General features: G+C 42.3%; 15 protein-coding genes. 1 reads left to right on the forward strand and 14 read right to left on the reverse strand.

From position 1 onward, the window contains the following. Nucleotides 1-31: 31 nt before the first annotated feature. From ymfI to MPH60_RS13905, 8 genes are all read right to left on the reverse strand, one after another. A complete protein-coding gene (gene ymfI / locus MPH60_RS13870) occupies nt 32-757 on the reverse strand; it encodes an elongation factor P 5-aminopentanone reductase (RefSeq protein WP_241591249.1) in 726 nt (241 codons plus the stop codon). 18 nt (nt 758-775) lie between these two features. Further along, entirely contained in the window at nt 776-2,062 is a 1,287-nt protein-coding gene (gene yfmH / locus MPH60_RS13875) for an EF-P 5-aminopentanol modification-associated protein YfmH (RefSeq protein WP_241591247.1), read from the reverse strand. Continuing rightward, nucleotides 2,062-3,342 (reverse strand): EF-P 5-aminopentanol modification-associated protein YfmF, encoded by a 1,281-nt coding sequence (gene yfmF / locus MPH60_RS13880; RefSeq protein WP_241591245.1) that lies wholly within the window; start codon nt 3,340-3,342, stop codon nt 2,062-2,064. The genes yfmH and yfmF overlap by 1 nt, the downstream gene beginning before the upstream one ends. Before the next feature lie 211 nt (nt 3,343-3,553). Beyond that, nucleotides 3,554-4,513, reverse strand: a complete 960-nt coding sequence (locus MPH60_RS13885; RefSeq protein WP_214750719.1) for an ABC transporter permease — start codon at nt 4,511-4,513, stop codon at nt 3,554-3,556. Next, nucleotides 4,514-5,557, reverse strand: a complete 1,044-nt coding sequence (locus tag MPH60_RS13890) for an ABC transporter permease (RefSeq protein ID WP_101224696.1) — start codon at nt 5,555-5,557, stop codon at nt 4,514-4,516. It lies immediately after the preceding gene. Then, nucleotides 5,550-7,085, reverse strand: a complete 1,536-nt coding sequence (locus MPH60_RS13895) for an ABC transporter ATP-binding protein (protein ID WP_101224695.1) — start codon at nt 7,083-7,085, stop codon at nt 5,550-5,552. Before MPH60_RS13895 ends, MPH60_RS13890 begins: the two co-directional genes overlap by 8 nt. Before the next feature lie 203 nt (nt 7,086-7,288). Further along, on the reverse strand, nt 7,289-8,377 hold the full coding sequence (locus tag MPH60_RS13900) for a BMP family lipoprotein (RefSeq protein ID WP_241591243.1): 1,089 nt from the start codon (nt 8,375-8,377) through the stop codon (nt 7,289-7,291). 160 nt (nt 8,378-8,537) lie between these two features. After that, nucleotides 8,538-9,263 carry a GntR family transcriptional regulator gene (locus MPH60_RS13905; protein WP_101224693.1) on the reverse strand — a complete coding sequence of 242 codons (726 nt, stop codon included), beginning with the start codon at nt 9,261-9,263 and terminating at the stop codon, nt 8,538-8,540. Between the two features lie 304 nt (nt 9,264-9,567). Between MPH60_RS13905 and MPH60_RS13910 the strand changes: the two genes are divergently transcribed. Further along, on the forward strand, nt 9,568-9,867 hold the full coding sequence (locus MPH60_RS13910; RefSeq protein ID WP_241591241.1) for a DUF6509 family protein: 300 nt from the start codon (nt 9,568-9,570) through the stop codon (nt 9,865-9,867). 29 nt (nt 9,868-9,896) lie between these two features. On the opposite strand, the gene MPH60_RS13915 is transcribed toward MPH60_RS13910, so the two are convergent. The 6 genes from MPH60_RS13915 to dapG all read right to left on the reverse strand — a co-directional run bounded on the left by MPH60_RS13915 (nt 9,897) and on the right by dapG (nt 17,655). Then, nucleotides 9,897-12,227 carry a DNA translocase FtsK gene (locus tag MPH60_RS13915; protein ID WP_241591240.1) on the reverse strand — a complete coding sequence of 777 codons (2,331 nt, stop codon included), beginning with the start codon at nt 12,225-12,227 and terminating at the stop codon, nt 9,897-9,899. A 238-nt stretch (nt 12,228-12,465) separates the two neighbouring features. Then, nucleotides 12,466-12,693 carry a YlzJ-like family protein gene (locus tag MPH60_RS13920; RefSeq protein ID WP_241591238.1) on the reverse strand — a complete coding sequence of 76 codons (228 nt, stop codon included), beginning with the start codon at nt 12,691-12,693 and terminating at the stop codon, nt 12,466-12,468. Beyond that, the gene (locus MPH60_RS13925; protein WP_034313566.1) at nt 12,690-13,436 is read right to left on the reverse strand and encodes a ClpP family protease; all 747 of its coding nucleotides are present in this window, start codon (nt 13,434-13,436) and stop codon (nt 12,690-12,692) included. The genes MPH60_RS13920 and MPH60_RS13925 overlap by 4 nt, the downstream gene beginning before the upstream one ends. 129 nt (nt 13,437-13,565) lie before the next feature. Beyond that, nucleotides 13,566-15,236 (reverse strand): ribonuclease J, encoded by a 1,671-nt coding sequence (locus tag MPH60_RS13930; protein ID WP_241591236.1) that lies wholly within the window; start codon nt 15,234-15,236, stop codon nt 13,566-13,568. Nucleotides 15,237-15,511: 275 nt separating this feature from the next. Beyond that, nucleotides 15,512-16,378, reverse strand: coding sequence for a 4-hydroxy-tetrahydrodipicolinate synthase (gene dapA, locus MPH60_RS13935; RefSeq protein WP_245406336.1), 867 nt, complete (start codon nt 16,376-16,378; stop codon nt 15,512-15,514). 50 nt (nt 16,379-16,428) lie between these two features. Further along, nucleotides 16,429-17,655, reverse strand: coding sequence for an aspartate kinase (gene dapG / locus MPH60_RS13940; RefSeq protein ID WP_241591234.1), 1,227 nt, complete (start codon nt 17,653-17,655; stop codon nt 16,429-16,431). Between the last annotated feature and the right edge of the window lie 55 nt (nt 17,656-17,710).

Consider the following 17,710-nt stretch of genomic DNA (forward strand, 5'->3'; position numbering starts at 1 on the left):
AACCGAGGAAATTATACATGCTTTAAAAAAATCATGTGTACCATCCGCCATTTACGCCTAAAATTTGCCCGGTTATATAGGATGACTTGTCGGAAAGCAAATAGTATACGGCCTCCGCGACTTCTTTGGAATGCCCCATCCTGCCCATCGGTATATCGCCTTTGATGATCTCCAGGTCTTCTGCACTGAAAGATTCGAGCATGGAAGTGGAAATCGCACCGGGGGCAACGGCATTCACCCGGATTCCATTAAGCGAGACTTCTTTGCTAAGCGCCTTGATAAAAGCATTTTGACTGCCCTTGACCATTGAATATAATACTTCACAGGATGCACCTGTCTGCCCCCAAATCGATGTGACCGCAACGATGGCAGCCTGTTCTTGGTACATAAGCTTTGGAAGCAGTTCCTTAGTTAATTGGAAAGGGCTCGTTACATGCAGCTGCACCATTTCATTAACGATTTTTTCATCCATATCTGATATTAGCCCATAATAGCTATTGCCGCTATTGAGGACGATTGCATGTAGGGCAAAAATATTTTCAGCCAATTTCTTATATCCATCCGGTGCAGCCAAATCCGCTTGAACCGGAATAAGTTCGACTTGATGGGGCTTCAGTTCTTCAATCAGTTCAAGTATCGCTTCTTCATTGCTGTTATAATGTAAATAAAGTGAATAATTCTCCTCGGCGAGCTTTATAGCGATTTCCCGGCCGATTCCTCCACTGGCTCCAGTAATAAGGGCAAAACGTTTCCCCACATTCGAGCCCCCTTTATATTATTTAGGAAGTACCTGACAGACTGTCATCCGTTCCTCGGATATTAAGTCCTTGGCGATCTCCCTGATATCTTCGATCGTTAGTTTTTCCAATACTGATACAACATCGAACAAGTTCATATCATTGAATGCATATCTGGTGAATTGATTCGCAATATATTCCGGCGAATTCAGAGAACGAAGGAACGAACCGATTTTTTTCTTGATTGTCCTTTGCAGGCTTTCTTCATTCAGGCCGGTTCCGGCTTTTGATTTTTGCAGGATACGAAATAAAGACTCCGTCAACTCATCAGGTTTGGCACTGTCCCCGCCAATTAACGCAAATCCAAAACCTTGTTCCTGTGTATAATCATATGAGAAGCTTTGATCAATCAACCCTTCCTCATATAGCTCTTCATGCAAAGGTGAACTTTTGCCGAACAGCATCTCCAGATAAATATTGGTTGCCAATTCCCTTTTCAAAAGCTGTATACCGGATTGATGGACATTGGTCGCCTTGATTCCTAGCATCACTTTAGGTGTCTGGACATTCATTCTTAAGACTTCCTTGTCCTTGGCAACGATTTCCGGCTCTTGGTCAACCTTACGTTCCACCTCAGGTTGTTCGTTGTACCCTTTATTATTTTGATTATCCCGGATCAGCTTCATGGTGCTTTCGACATCCACCGGTCCTACAACGAATAGGAGCATGTTGCTAGGATGATAAAACGTATTATAACATTCGTAAAGCATATCCTTCGTAATATCTGCAATGGATTCCACGGTACCGGCAATATCGATTTTCACGGGATGCTGATGATACATATTGGCTATCGTCCCGAAGTATAATCGCCAGTCCGAATTATCATCATACATATTGATTTCCTGCCCAATGATTCCTTTTTCCTTCTCTACCGTCTTTTCCGAAAAGTAAGGATCCTGGACAAAGTCGATTAAGGTAGTTAGATTCCTATCGAAATCGGACGTGCTGGAAAATAAATAAGCTGTACGGGTGAAAGAAGTAAAGGCATTTGCAGATGCTCCCTGCTTTGAAAATTGCTGAAAAACATCTCCATCTTCCTTTTCAAAAAGCTTATGTTCAAGAAAATGGGCAATTCCATCAGGTACTTTAGTGAATTCCGTTTCATTCAATGGTTTGAAATGGTTGTCAATCGAACCATATTTCGTCGTGAAAGTGGCAAATGATTTATTGAAGCCAGTTTTCGGAAGAATATACACTTCTAGGCCATTATCCATTTTTTCATGGAAAAGTTCTTCTTTCAATTGAGTGAATGCTATTTTTTCCATTACCCTTGCACCTCCTCTTCCGTTAGGAAATAAATCGTATCAAGCTGAATCTTTTGACCAACTGCAATGATTTCTTCCTTTGTCGTCCGCTCTGTGTTTGCAAACCACTCGTCGAGGGATATATCCTGCCCGGAAACCACATTATGATATAAAATTTCCACAAGTCCTCTCGAAACGTCAATGGTTTCAAGGAGTTGATTCTTAACGACAGCCTTTGTCTGTGCCAGCTCTTCTTCGGAAAAGTTCCCTTGCTTCATTTCCTTCATTTGTGCATGAATGATATCCAATGCCTGCTTGTAGTTGGCATTTTCAATGCCGGCCATGACCATTAATAGACCTTTATGACTTTCGAGCCTCGAAGCTGCATAATAAGCAAGGCTGGCTTTCTCCCGGACATTGATGAAAAGTTTTGAATGTGAAAAGCCGCCAAAAATCCCATTGAAAAGCTGAAGTGCATAATAATCCGGATCACCGTAGGCAACTTGGGTTCGATAACCGATATTCAATTTCCCTTGCTTCACATCCGAATTCTCAATGATTTCTTTTTCCTTCTCCACTACCTTGCCCGTGTTCCCTGGCAGTCTCACAGGAACTCTTTCTTGCAATGAAACATACTTGTCAGCCAGAGCCTGCACTTCCGATTCATCAATGTCACCGATTACATATAAATCGATTTCATCCTCCGCCAGCACTTTTTTATAATAGGCGAAAAGGGACTCAGGAGTCATCGTTTCCAAGTCTTGTAGATTACCGCTCGCTTCTAAAGCATATGGTTCGTTTTTGCACATTTCCTCTACAAGGCGTATAGCTGAATATCGCATTTTGTCATCGGAAATGGACTGAATCCGTTGTTTTAAAGAACGGATTTCATTGGAAACCGTTTTAGAGTCAAAGGCTTCGCCTTTCTTCTTCGGATTAAAGATCACCTCTGATAATAACCCAAAAGCCTTTTCGAGAAGAGGGGTTGAATCACTAAGGAATTTTTCATTGACGATATCGATCGTAAAACTTATGATTTGATATTCGCCTTTTTTAGCTACATCGACATAAAACCCTGCTCCATATAAATCATCAAGATAAGATCGAAGCTCGGGTGTTGTAGGATATTTACTTGTATTGCTTTGTAACACATATGGCAGCAATGCGCGATATGTAACGTCCTCTTTTGTCAACGGGGCTTTCATCTTCAGTACAAGAGTATTCGTTTTATATTTATCCGTCCGGACCACATGAAGCTTGTAGCCGCTTTTTTCCGTAATTGTATCGGAAGCAATAGACATGAATAATCCTCCTCATTATATAAATCACCTTTATTAGCTTATTGTTTGTAGATTGGAACCCTTTTAAACATCTACTTAAAATATACATGTGAAAGGAAAAATCATGCAAGTTACAGCTACTTTTTTTGGTTTTTGACCCGCTCACCTTCACCTACTGCTCCAATCTCAAGAGAAAAAACCGGCCAGCATAGTTTGCTGACCGGTTCAATCCTTATCTTTTTCCTTTGATGTATGGCTGTCCGGATGCTTTAGGAGCATCTGCACGTCCAATGAAACCAGTTAGTGCAATGATCGTCAGAACATAAGGAGCGATCAATAGGTAAACCGATGGAATATCCTTGAAGAAGGGAAGGCTCGATCCAACGATACTCAAACTTTGAGCCAAACCAAAGAATAACGCTGCACCCATTGCCCCGACCGGGTGCCATTTACCAAAAATCATGGCGGCAATGGCCATGAAACCTTGACCATTAATTGTCGCATGATTGAATTCATTCGAAAAGATGGTAGCATATATCGCTCCGCCGATACCTCCAAAAGCCCCTGATAATAATACGGCGGCATATCGGATTTTCGTAACATTGACACCCATCGTATCAGCAGCCATGGGATGCTCACCCACGGCACGGATTCTTAACCCGAATGGTGTTTTATAAAGTACATACCAGACGACAAAGGATATAAGGATCGCTATATATACGATATAATATCCATTCGCGAAAAAGATGGGTCCTATAAATGGAATATCACTTAGTAAAGGAACATCAATCCTTGGGAATGTTTCCGTGATTCTATCCGTTTGACCTTTGTCAAAAATCAGCTTCACCAAAAACATGGTCAGACCTACTGCCAACAAGTTGATGGCTACCCCACTAACCGTTTGGTCCGCCCTGAACGTAATGCATGCCACAGCGTGCAGAATGGAAAACAGCAAGCCGGCAATCATTGCCGCTAGCACAGCAAGCCAAGGAGTCCATTCCCCAAAAACATCAGCAAACATTAAGTTAAAAACAATCCCTGTAAAGGCACCGATGACCATCAATCCTTCTAAACCGATGTTTATGACACCTGCCCGTTCAGAAAACACTCCTCCGAGTGAAGTAAAAATAAGTGGTGCAGCTAGAGCAATCATAGATGGAATAATAATTTGTAATACTTGGTAAAAATCCACTTATTTCACCCCTTTCTTAAATCGAGCGGCAATCCAACGAATAAAATAACTGGATGCGACGAAGAAAATGATCAATGCTATGACAATATCTACAATTTCACTAGGTATGCCGGTTTCTAGCGGCATATTTAACGCCCCTGCTTTCAGTCCCCCAAATAATAAGGCTGCCAGCACTACACCAATAGCCGTATTCGCTCCTAGTAAGGCTACTGCAATCCCATCAAAGCCCATACCTGTGAACCCGCCTTTGACTGCGGCATAACCGAAAGTTCCAAGGCCTTCCATCGCACCCGCAAGCCCTGCAAACGCACCTGAAATAACCATGGAAAGTATGATGTTCTTATTTACACTCATCCCTGCATATTCGGACGCGTGCTGATTGAAACCAACCGCCTTCAGCTCAAAGCCGGTTTTTGTCCTTTCAAGAAGGAACCACATGATGATCACGCATATAATCGCTACAACTATCCCCCAATGCATCCGGGAAAAATCCGTAATGCTTTCAAAAAAAGGAGACCGCAGTGATGCTGTATCAGCAACTCTTTCTGTTTTATCCAGCTTGTCAGTCATTACATTCCGAATTAAATAATTCGTCACATATAAAGCTGTATAATTCAACATGATAGAAACGATTACTTCATGTACACGGAACTTAGCTTTTAAATAACCAGGGATAAACGCCCACAAGGCACCTGCAGCTGCACCAGCTAATATGGCAAACGGCAAATGGATGATCCTTGGTAGATCAAAAGCGATTCCGACCCAAACTGCCGCCAGCCACCCTACAATTAATTGCCCTTCTACACCGATATTGAATAGGCCTGTACGGAAAGCAAAAGCCACTGCCAACCCAGCAAGGATATAAGGGATGATTGTCCTGACGGATTCCCCTACATAATAAGAATCCCCAATAATTCCATTTATCATGGAGCCATAGCCGGCAACTGGGTCATAGCCGCTTACTAACATGATTATGGCCCCAACGACTAAGCCGAGGATAACTGCTATTAACGGACTCGTTAATTTAGATAAATACTTAGACATTTTGTTTTCCCCCTGCTTCCGTCCGTTTACTTCCAGCCATAAGAAGGCCAAGCTCCTGTTCAGTCGTTTCTTTCGGATCAACTATTGCGACGATTTCCCCTTCGTATATAACGGCAATTCTATCACTCACATTCATGATTTCTTCCAATTCAAATGATATGAGGAGTACCGCTTTTCCTGCATCACGCTGCTCAATCAGACGTTTATGGATAAACTCGATCGCCCCGACATCAAGCCCGCGTGTCGGCTGTGCGGCTATCAATAAATCCGGGTTCCTATCAACTTCCCGTCCAATGATCGCTTTTTGCTGATTCCCTCCAGAAAGCGCCCTTGCCGGAGTATATTCACTCGGAGTGCGAACATCGTAACTTTTGATCAGTGAACGGGCCTTTTCAAATATTTTCTTTGAGTTCAAGATACCAGCTTTTGAAAAAGGCTTTTGATAATAGGTTTGCAAGACAATATTTTCCCCAATGCTGTAATCGAGAACTAAACCATGCTTATGTCTGTCTTCTGGAATATGGCCGACACCTGCTTCAGTGATTTTACGCGGTTTCAGATTCCTGATTTCTTTTCCATTCAATTTTATCGAACCTGCGGTTGTCTTCCTTAGGCCAGCCAATGCTTCAATTAGTTCGGATTGTCCATTTCCATCTACACCGGCGATACCGACAATTTCTCCTGCACGGACAGTTAAATCCAAGTTCCGAACAGCTGAAACGCCCCGGGAATCCTTGACTTCCAGTTCTCGGACCTCGAGAACTACATCCGAAGGAATAGCTGCCGTTTTTTCCGTCTTGAACAGAACTTCCCTACCGACCATTAAGCTGGCCAATTCGTTAGGGTTCGTTTCGTTGACATTCACTGTACCAATTCCTTGCCCTTTGCGTATTACCGTTACCCGGTCACAAACCTCCATGATTTCCTTAAGTTTGTGTGTAATTAAAATGATGGATTTCCCCTCTTTGATAAGGGCTTTCATAATATAAATCAATTCCTTGATTTCTTGTGGAGTCAATACTGCGGTCGGCTCATCAAAAATCAATATCTCCGCACCACGGTAAAGCGTTTTAAGAATCTCGACACGCTGCTGCATCCCTATTGATATATCGGCAATTTTCGCATAGGGGTCAACACGAAGCTGATATTGTTCCGATAGTTTCCTAACTTCCTCGCTCGCTTCTTTTAAATCGATTTTACCTGCTTTTGATGGTTCTTTTCCTAAAATGATATTTTCTGTTACTGTAAAGGGGTCTACGAGCATAAAATGCTGATGGACCATCCCAATCCCTAAATCATTGGCAATGTTAGGGCTGGTAATCTTGACTGGCTTGCCATTCACACGGATTTCTCCCTGTTCAGGTTGGTATAAGCCGAATAAGACATTCATCAAAGTAGATTTGCCCGCGCCATTTTCACCTAATAATGCGTGAATCTCCCCTTTTTTAACCTGAAGGGTAACGTTATCATTTGCGACGATGCCGGGGAATTCCTTACGGATATTAAGCATCTCAATTACATATTCCACGTATTATCAACTCCTAAAATGAGTGTAAATATTCTTAAATCATATAATTACTTCTACTAGCTTATTGATTTTTTTAAAAAAACCAAATGAAAAACTACGAATCTATCATAGTTTTTCATTCGATATTTTTCAGTTGCAAAAAGCAATTGGGAAAAGAAAGAATAGAGGGCAATTCGCCTCCCTATTCTTTCTGGCATTACAGCTTATAAATCAAGTTTTTTGAATTCTTCATCCGTGCCCGGAACAACGAATTCACCTGATTTAATTTTTTCTGTCCACTCTTCGACCGCTTTTAAAGATTCTTCTGTTACGTTATCTTTTGTATCGGAAATGCCTACACCATTTTCTTCGATACCGTACTCAATTACTTTTCCGCCTGGGAAGTTTCCTTCTTTCGCTTTCTCGGAAAGGTCTTTAACTGCCACGTCAACACGTTTTAGCATGGAAGTAAGTGTGATGTTGTCGTCAGTTCCAGGAACTGCCCCTAATTTAGCTTGATCGCTATCTACACCGATAACATAGATTTCTCTCTTAGGATCTTTTTGCTTTTGTTCTACTGCTTCAGTGAATACACCTTTTCCAGTTCCGCCAGCAGCATGATAAATGATATCGATACCTGAAGAATACATGGAGCCTGCCGTGGATTTACCGATATCAGCTTTATTGAAATCTCCGGCATATTTAACTTCGACTTTCGCATCAGGATTTACAGATAAAACCCCAGCCTTAAAGCCCACTTCGAATTTCTTGATTAATTCAGATTCAACTCCGCCGATAAAACCGACCTTGTTTGTTTTCGTTTGCAGACCTGCAATTACACCTACAAGGAATGAACCTTGCTGCTCTTTAAAATTGATGCTGGCTACATTCTTTTTATCTACAACTGTATCCACGATAGCAAAGTGTGAATCCGGACGTTGGTCGGCCACTTCACCAACAGCTTCGGCTAAAAGAAAACCGATACCATAGATTAATTGGTAATCTTCACGTACAAGCGTATTCAGGTTTTTAGCGTAATCTGCATCAGATTTAGATTGCAGGTAGTTGTAGCCATCCTTACCTTTTTCCAGACCATTATCCTTACCGAATTCCTGGATGCCCTTCCATGCGGATTGGTTGAACGACTCGTCATCCACGCCGCCAGTATCAGTTACCATTGCAACAGTGAAATTATCTTTGTTTTTCCCATTTGAAGATTCTTTATCATCATTCTCTGAATTACCACATGCTCCTAGTAGCGTACCGGCTGCAAGAACAAGTGAAAGAGCTAGTCCTAATTTGCGCTTTTTCAATTTTTATCCCCCTAATTTACATAGTTTTTTGAGCAGGAATGTTCTGAAAAGTCATTTATGTTTGCGTTTTCACTTCTCGTTAATTTTTTTTGCATCCGCTTGATCGACTTTTTCGGAATCGAAACAAACGCTTGCATTCACCCGTTTGCAGAGTCAAGGCCTACACACGTTTACGAAGAACATGAAAGCTGAACATATTGGCTTTAAAGTAGTTTACAGAATACAGGATAGGCTGGTCCCAATCATCCAGATGCATCTGCTTAAGAACGAGTAGTGCGGCTTCTGGCGAGCATTTAAGGATAGGAGAAACTTTCTCATGATATCCAATAGGCTCAATCTCAGCTACGGCATGCGTAATTTTTCGATGCGCATCTCTTTCCAATATATCTAAAAGAGACTCATCATTACGGTCAAAATTTTCTGATAGTATAGATTCAGGAATTTTGTCAATACAGTAGACAACTGGCTCCCCATTAGCAGTCCTTACTCGTTCGATGATGACGATGCGTTCATCTGTCGAACACGAAAACCTGCGTATATCCTCTTCTGTAGGTTCTTGGGCCGTCGAGCTTAAGAAAATCGTACCCGGTTTCATTCCTGCCTCTTCAATCATGTTCGTGACACTTTTTAATTGCTCGATACCTGAGGTGAACCGAGGTTTCGGATTGACGAAAGTCCCAACTCCGTGGCGGCGAATGATGATGTTTTCTTCTTCTAAAATTCGCAGCGCTTCTCGAAGTGTCGCCCTACTAACTCCCAATTTTTTTGCAAGATCGAATTCTGAAGGGAATTTTTCATTTTCCTGATAGACTCCAGCTTCAATATCCTGCTTCAGGTAATCAATGACCTGCAAATATAAATGTCGACTATCTGATTTTATTGACATACAGTTTCCCCCAGCTAATTTCTTAAGACATCAGACCTCTGATGTTGAATCATTCCTACTAATCGAAAATAATATAACATTTTTTTTGACATAAATAAATAGTGTTTTACTATTTACTTTAAAAGAATTTAGGAGAAATTACCCTTCCCTGTGTCTTTTAATCTAGAAAAGGCCGCGGGATTTGTACGATTATTCTCCTAAATCAGATAATTTTTTTAAAAAAATGCAAAATGAATGCAGCTCTGTTCAAGATGCTGTTTTCCTGTATAATAGGATTTATCTTCTTTGAAGGGATGTACACAAGATGTTAAAGATTACAGAATACACAATCGAAAAATTGAATGATCCATTTGGTATTTTGTCCGGGGAACGTTACGAGTTGTTCTTGGATATTGAAGTGCCTGAAGAGGATGAGCTCTTTTCAGAAAATGGTTTATATATCCGGGTGCTTTTTGCAGTGGAAGAGCAAGCAGGAAAATTGATTAAATATGATATTTTTGAAAAAGGTAATGAGGGCGCACTCGAATTCGATTTAGAAGAAGATGAAGAAGCGATGATTACCGATTTCTGCCTTAAACATTTAGACGAGGCGATGAATAATTAAAAAACCGGGCTGCTGCCCGGTTTTTTTACTTATGATGAATGCGCTTCATCTTGTTCATCTTGAGTGACCAACACATTTCGTGGTTTACTGCCTTCATATGGACCGACAATTCCCCTCGCTTCCATTTCATCAATCAATCTCGCTGCCCTCGTATAGCCAATCCGGAAACGGCGCTGCAGCATGGAAACCGATGCAGTCTGCATTTCTACGATCAAGGACACGGCATCCCCATATAAATCATCTTCGACTTCACCATTTGAAGTTTCTGCAATTTCATCGGGTATCATCTCTTCGTTGTATTGTGCTTTTTGCTGTGAAATGACATATGTGACCACTTCCTCGACTTCATTGTCGGATAAAAAGGCACCTTGAACGCGAACCGGTTTTGAAGCTCCTGCAGGCAGGAAGAGCATGTCACCCCGGCCTAACAGTTTTTCAGCTCCGCCCATGTCGAGGATCGTTCTCGAATCAGTCATTGATGAGACACTAAAAGCAATCCGAGATGGGATGTTCGCTTTAATGACCCCTGTAATTACATCTACGGATGGCCGCTGAGTGGCAATTATCAAGTGGATGCCAGCGGCACGTGCCATTTGCGCAAGCCGTGTGATGGCATCCTCTACATCATTTGAGGCGACCATCATCAAATCCGCCAGCTCATCGACAATGACTACGATATAAGGCAAGAGCGGTTGTTTGGCATCTTCTTCGATGTTATACCGGTTAATATAATCATTGTAGCCTTCAATATTACGCGTACCGGAATGAGAAAATAGCTCATAGCGCCTTTCCATTTCACTGACCACTTTTTGCAAAGCCTGTGCAGCTTTCTTTGGATTTGTCACTACAGGTGCGAGCAAGTGGGGAATTCCATTATAGACATTCAGCTCCACCATTTTTGGATCGATCATCATCATTTTCACTTCATGCGGTTTTGCCCGCATCAGGATACTCGTGATAATCCCGTTGATACAAACGGATTTCCCGCTGCCAGTAGCACCAGCCACTAGTAAATGCGGCATTTTATTAAGCTCCGCCTTAACCGCTTCACCGGAAATATTCCGACCTAGGCCTATTTGCAGTTTTGCGTCAGGCTTGTCAACTTCCTTGGCCTCTAAAACTTCCCTTAATGACACCATCGCCACTTCGGAGTTCGGCACTTCTATTCCGATAGCCGATTTTCCAGGAATCGGAGCTTCGATTCTAATATCCTTTGCGGCCAGTGCAAGGGCCAAGTCATCGGATAGGCTGACAATTTTACTTACCTTCACCCCTACGTCCGGATGAACTTCGTATTTGGTTACGGCTGGGCCTAAATGAACTTGAGTGACCCTCGCTTTCACTCCAAAGCTATGAAAGGTACGCTCAAGCTTCGCCGCATTTTCATGGATCAATTGGTATTCTCCGCTTTGGTCCGTTTTTTTGGGCTGCAATAATAAAGAAAGAGGCGGTAAAAGATATTCTTTATTCTCCACTTCCGTAAAATTCATAGGCGGAACGGCATCATCCTGGTCCTCTTTATTATCAGCTGCAGGTTCCGTAGCGACCGGAATTATTTCGTCTTCGTCGCTATAGGCTTTATCAGCAAAGCTGGAAATGATCCGCTCCGTCGCCATTTGCTGTGTATCCTCTTCTTGAAGAAGGGGCTGATCCGTTTCTTCCACCGGTTCTTTTTCCCGTTTCTTCTTTTTAACCGGATTCTTTTTCTTTTCTTTTTTGTCTTCATTCCACGTTCTCATATCATCTCTGAATGCAGACCATTGCTTTTTGAAAAAGCCTCCAAGACCCATGAAAAACTTCCCGAGGGTTTCACCTAACGTTTTCCCTGTCAATAGAACGGCACCTACAATGATAAAAAGGAATGAAACGATTTTTGATCCAGCTTCGTCGAATAAAAAGTATGAGGCTGCAAATAATATCGCTCCAATCATACCGCCCCCTAGATCCTTTGTGCTGGCCTTGCCGGTCACTTCCATCCAAAATAGTTCCCATGTATTCGAAATGACGCTGGGCTTCGTGAACGGCCCTCCATCTGCAAGCATGTTGAACAGCGTCACATGACTTAGTAGGAGCATGCTCGCAACAAGGAAATACATCCCGACGAATTGCCGTTTTAACAGGTAAGGGACCTCCCTCTTTATCATCAAATAGAACCCAGTTGCAATTGCTCCCAACAAAAAGAGGATATACCATTCCCCCATGAAGAAGCGGATTAAAAAGACCGACCCATTTCCCACTGCCCCAAGTTTGGCAATGGCAATGATGGCCAAACCTATTATAGTGAGGCCAATCAATTCATATTTAAGCGTTAGTTTTAACTTCTCTGTACTATTCTTTTTTCTTCGTTTCTTCTTTGCCATAATATCACCTGATTCTTCATGAAACTATTCTAACTTTCCTATTCAACACCACTGCATGATTTCCCTTCACGAAACAAACGTTCGCTACTGATTATACCAAATAAATATGAGCCTGTCCTTGATATATATACCATTCATTCTTAAGGCGGACATTTTTCCCATATAATGAATAAAGCAGCCAAGCGGCTGCTGATTTTCATTCCAGTATATCATAATTTACCTAAGTTAGTCTTTTTTACTAAGGATTCATCTGTTGGAACACATTTATGACAGCTCCTGGCTGAATGTGTACATTCATATAATCCTCAGGATCCGTGCTCACAATTCGATCAATGCGAAACGTGCGGCCTCCGTCATGTTCAACCATCACATGTACGCCATTATAGATCATTTCTATTAAATTTGCCGTCTTCTCATGGTGATGAGGGAAAATTATTTCTTCAGGAACGATCGTATAAAGCGTCATTGCAGAAGCCCCTCCTCTTCCCCGGCAATTTTTGGTCTTCTTTCTTCCATGAAGCTATTCAGTTTTCTCATCGCCTGGCCTACTCCACCTACATCATCGATCATTCCGATTTCAACTGCCTCGGCCCCAATTACATTAGTACCGATATCACGAGTTAAATTTCCTTTAGCAAACATTAAATCCTTAAAACTTTCTTCCGTAACGTTGGAGTGCCGCGTAACAAATTTGATGACTCTTTCCTGCATTTTATCCAAGTATTCAAAGGTTTGAGGCACGCCAATGACCAGACCTGTCAAACGAATGGGATGAATCGTCATCGTTGCTGTTTCAGCAATATAGCTATGGTCACACGAAACCGCAATCGGCACACCGATCGAGTGACCTCCCCCAAGTACAATCGAGACGGATGGCTTTGAAAGCGAAGCCAGCATTTCTGCGATGGCTAGTCCCGCTTCGACATCTCCTCCCACTGTATTTAAAATGACTAGCAGCCCCTCTATATTGGGATTTTGTTCAATTGCCACAATTTGCGGAATAACATGTTCATATTTGGTCGTTTTATTTTGAGGCGGCAGCTGCATATGTCCTTCAATTTGTCCAATGATCGTCAAACAATGGATTTTTGAGTCCTGAGATAGTTGCGGAACGTTGGTAGCTCCCAGCTGCTGGATTTTCTCGATTAAAGTTGAATTCTTACCTTCCTGCTTGCCTTCATTTTCATTTGGTAATGGTGCATTATCCACTATGCCAACCCCTTTCTCTTATAGCCTATAGCTTTATTATGTCTCGAGACTCGGACTTCATTCTTCAAGATATAAGAGGTTTGACACAGAAAAAAGAACCCCTGACTGCTTAAATCAGGGGTTCCTTACTTAATATTCCATGATGATCGGCAAAATCATTGGACGGCGTTTCGTTTTTTCATAAAAGAATTGGTTTAACGCATCACGCATTTCCTGCTTCAGCGTGGACCAATCAAAAGGTTGGCGCGACCCATTTTTCTTTACGATTTCACTTACTATTTCAGTTGCTTCGCCAATCATTTTTTCTGATTCGCGAACATATACGAAGCCCCTTGAAATGATTTCAGGGCCAGCTGCAATGCTTTTATCCTGACGGTTCAACGTGACGACTACAATCAAAATGCCATCCTGGGATAATAAGCGCCGATCTCGAAGAACGATATTACCCACATCTCCAACACCGCTGCCATCTATCAAGATATTTCCTGCAGGAACTTTACCGGAAAGACCCAGTTTATTGCCTTTAAGTTCGATGACATCACCTTTTTCGGCAATGATGATGTTTTCACGCTTAATCCCCGCTGCAACCCCAACTTTTTGATGGGCATATAAATGGCGGTATTCCCCATGTACAGGGATGAGGAACTTAGGATTCATCAAATTGATCATCATTTTCAGTTCTTCCTGGCTGCCATGACCCGTTACATGCACTTTATATTTATTTGCAGATACTACTTCCGCACCTACCCTGTATAGCAAATCGACGGTTTTGGATAAAATAAGTTCGCCGCCCTGTAAGGGTGATGCACTGATCAAAACTGTGTCTCCCTTTTTGATCGTCACCTGCTTGTGGGTCTGTTTTGCCATTTTTTGAAGTGCCGCAATGGGCTCCCCCTGATGACCAGTCGATAACACGACGATTTCACGGTCGTCATACTGGCTTATTTCATTAATTGGGATTATCAGCTCTTCTTCGACCTTTAAGTAACCAAGGTTCAAGGCTGTTTCATAAACGCGCTGCAGGCTTTTCCCTACAACTGCCACTTTTCTGCGACTTGCTGCCGCTGCATTGAAAACATGTTGAATCCGGTTGATATTCGAAGCGAAGCACGCAACGATGATCCTTCCGGAAGCAGCATGGAATACCTCTGTAATATCCTTCGCCACAACTGCTTCTGATGTCGTATAACCTGGCCTCTCGGCTCCGGTACTATCCGAAAGCAAGCATAGGACACCTTCTTCACCGATACTCGCCATTTTACCGATTTCCGGTTTATATAGATCTGTTGCTGCTTGATCGAATTTGAAATCCCCTGTATAAACGATTGCACCTTCACGAGTGTGGATCACGACTCCGACGGAATCAGGAATACTATGGTTTGTCCGGAAAAAAGACACGGCTGCTTGAGGGAAACTTAAAAGAGAATCCGAATCGATTTCAGTGAATGTCGCCCTGCCGTTAAAGCCATCTTCCTTTAACTTCGTTTTGATTAAAGCCAGAGTAAGTTTTGTTCCATAAACAGGGACCGGTAAATATTTCAAGACATAAGCAAGCGCTCCCATATGGTCTTCATGACCATGGGAAATGAATATCCCCTGCACCCGTTCCTTATTATCCATCAAATACGTAATATCTGGGATAACCGCATCAATTCCGAGCATTTCGTCCTCTGGCAGCATTAATCCTGCATCAAGAAGATAGATGTCCTCGTTCACCTCAACGACGTACATATTTTTACCAAGTTCCCCTTGTCCTCCAAGAGAAATCACTTTTATTCCATTATTTTTATCTTTACCCAATCGAATATCCTCCTTAAAAAATCCCGTTCATAATTTCCCAATGATTTCATTATAACCGATGTTCAAAAAACATGACAACACTTACCATTTTCAGAAGGACTTTTTCATTTAATCCAATAAAACAACCCATTATGTAAGAGATCCTTTGTACCTTCGGTTTCTATTGATAAAAAAATTCAAATATTTTCATCCGAAATCGGAAAGTATATCCCATTCATATACATGATTATGTAAAAACAAGCCAATCTTCAACGATCAGCTTGTTCCGTGTCTTTTTATTTTTTTAATACCTTGGTTAATGCAAGGCGCTCTTGCTCAGTCAATGGCACGATTGGAAGTCTCACCGATCCTACGTCAATTCCATATAACTGAAGCGCTGTTTTGACAGGTGCAGGGCTTGGCGCTGCAAACAAACCTTTTATAAGCGGTAACAGTTCCTGATGCAGCCTGGCTGCCTCTTTCAAGTTCCCGCTGATGAAGGCCTCCACTATTTTCTGCAACTCATTACCTGCAATATGTGAAGCAACCGAGACTACACCCACACCACCAATCGCCAATACTGGGAGTGTTAATGCGTCGTCACCACTATATAATGCAAAATCTTCATCCGTGCCGGCTATGATTTGGGTCATAGCGTTTAAATCCCCGCTCGCTTCCTTAACGGCTACGATATTAGGAATTTTTGAAAGGCGGATGATCGTTTCCGGTTCAATATTAACCGAAGCGCGCCCAGGGATATTATAAACCATAACAGGGAGAGTCGTACTAGATGCAATAGCCTTAAAATGCTGGTACAGACCTTCTTGATTCGATTTACTATAATAAGGGGCAACCAGCATTATCGCATCGGCGCCATTTTGTTCCGCTTTTTTTGTCAACTCGATGGACGCATACGTATTGTTGCTTCCTGTACCCATGATGATGGGCACACGTTTTTCAACAATCTTTGAAACATGACGCAATAATGCAATTTTCTCCTCCGAAGATAAAGTTGGAGATTCCCCTGTCGTTCCCGAAAGCACAAGCGAATCGGTTCCATTCGCTAATAGGTAATTAACCAATGAAGTCGTCTTTTGAAAATCAACATTTCCCTTGCTATCGAAAGGGGTGACCATTGCGGTTGATACTCTACCAAATATCATTATCTAACACCTCTTTAATTTTTAAAACCTTTAATTATTAAAAAACCTGATTATTGGACTTCCCTTTCATGCAATTGAAACGCATAGTGCAGGGAATTAACTGCTTCTGTTAAATCTTCCTCTTTTACGAGTACCCAAATTGTCGTATGGCTGTCCGCTGACTGGAGAATGGCAATTTCCTTTTCGGAAAGCGCTGTGACAATCTTCGCTGCAACGCCTGGGACTCCATTGATGCCTGCACCTACTACTGAAACCTTGGCACAATTCCGTTCAATGACCGGTTCATGACCAAGCTCGGCCAAAATCGTGAGGGCAAGTTCTGTCATCTCCTCCGAAACGGTATAAACTACGCCGCTTGGATAAATATTTATAAAGTCCACTGAAATGGAGGCATTGGCCATTGCTTTAAAAACTTCTGCCTGTAGATTATATTGATCTTTTTTCGCGCGGACCTTGATTTGAGTGATCTTTGGTACATGGGCAATACCGGTCACGAGCCTTTCACGTATGTCACTGCCCTGGCTTCCCTTGTTCATGCTTGTAACAAGTGTTCCCAAGCCTTCGCTGTATGTTGACCTTATCCGAATCGGGACTTTCGCCTGCATCGCAATTTCAACGGCTCTCGGATGAATGACCTTTGCCCCTTGATATGCCATATTGCAAACTTCCGTATATGAAACGATTGATAATGGACGAGCTTGATCGGCAATACGTGGATCTGCCGTCATGATTCCTTCCACATCCGTAAAAATATCGACCCGTTCAGCTTGCAATGCCGCACCTAATGCTGCGGCTGAAGTATCACTTCCACCACGCCCGATGGTCGTGATGTCCCCGTTTTTAGCCGCTCCCTGGAAACCTGCTACAACGACAACATCTTTCACCTCAAGTTCTTTCATGAGACGGTCGCATTTCATTTCGATAATTTTCGCACTTGAATAGTCGGTATTCGTCAAGAATCCCGCTTGAGCTCCAGTATATGCGACCGCATCAATACCATGTTCCAAGAGCATGTTCGTAAATACGACAGATGATATCGTTTCCCCTACTGACATAAGTAAATCCTGTTCTCGTTTTGAAAGACAGGCTTTCGCTCCATTTACCAGGGAAAGTAGGGTATCCGTTGCATAAGGATCGCCTTTTCTTCCCATTGCTGAAACCACAACCACCACTTTATAGCCTTCTTTAATCGCTTTTTCAATATGCCCCTTGGCGAATGAACGGCTTTCCTCATCACGAACGGATGTCCCACCGTATTTCTGGACGATAATTTTCATAATATGCACCCCAAATATAAGCCAGCTTCCCAATCCGGGAAGCTGACAAAAACTC

The organism is Peribacillus sp. Aquil_B1 (genome assembly GCF_022603275.1).
Taxonomy (GTDB): Bacteria; Bacillota; Bacilli; order Bacillales; family DSM-1321; genus Peribacillus.

Excerpts from the sequence above, each read along its gene's own strand:
- dapA (WP_245406336.1), bottom strand. The coding sequence starts at position 16,378 with ATGATATTTGGTAGAGTATCAACCGCAATGGTCACCCCTTTCGATAGC.
- MPH60_RS13920 (WP_241591238.1), bottom strand. The coding sequence starts at position 12,693 with ATGACGCTTTATACGATCGTTCCTGAAGAAATAATTTTCCCTCATCAC.
- yfmF (WP_241591245.1), bottom strand. The coding sequence starts at position 3,342 with ATGTCTATTGCTTCCGATACAATTACGGAAAAAAGCGGCTACAAGCTT.
- dapG (WP_241591234.1), bottom strand. The coding sequence starts at position 17,655 with ATGAAAATTATCGTCCAGAAATACGGTGGGACATCCGTTCGTGATGAG.
- MPH60_RS13915 (WP_241591240.1), bottom strand. The coding sequence starts at position 12,227 with ATGGCAAAGAAGAAACGAAGAAAAAAGAATAGTACAGAGAAGTTAAAA.
- MPH60_RS13890 (WP_101224696.1), bottom strand. The coding sequence starts at position 5,557 with ATGTCTAAGTATTTATCTAAATTAACGAGTCCGTTAATAGCAGTTATC.
- yfmH (WP_241591247.1), bottom strand. The coding sequence starts at position 2,062 with ATGGAAAAAATAGCATTCACTCAATTGAAAGAAGAACTTTTCCATGAA.
- MPH60_RS13910 (WP_241591241.1), top strand. The coding sequence starts at position 9,568 with ATGTTAAAGATTACAGAATACACAATCGAAAAATTGAATGATCCATTT.
- MPH60_RS13905 (WP_101224693.1), bottom strand. The coding sequence starts at position 9,263 with ATGTCAATAAAATCAGATAGTCGACATTTATATTTGCAGGTCATTGAT.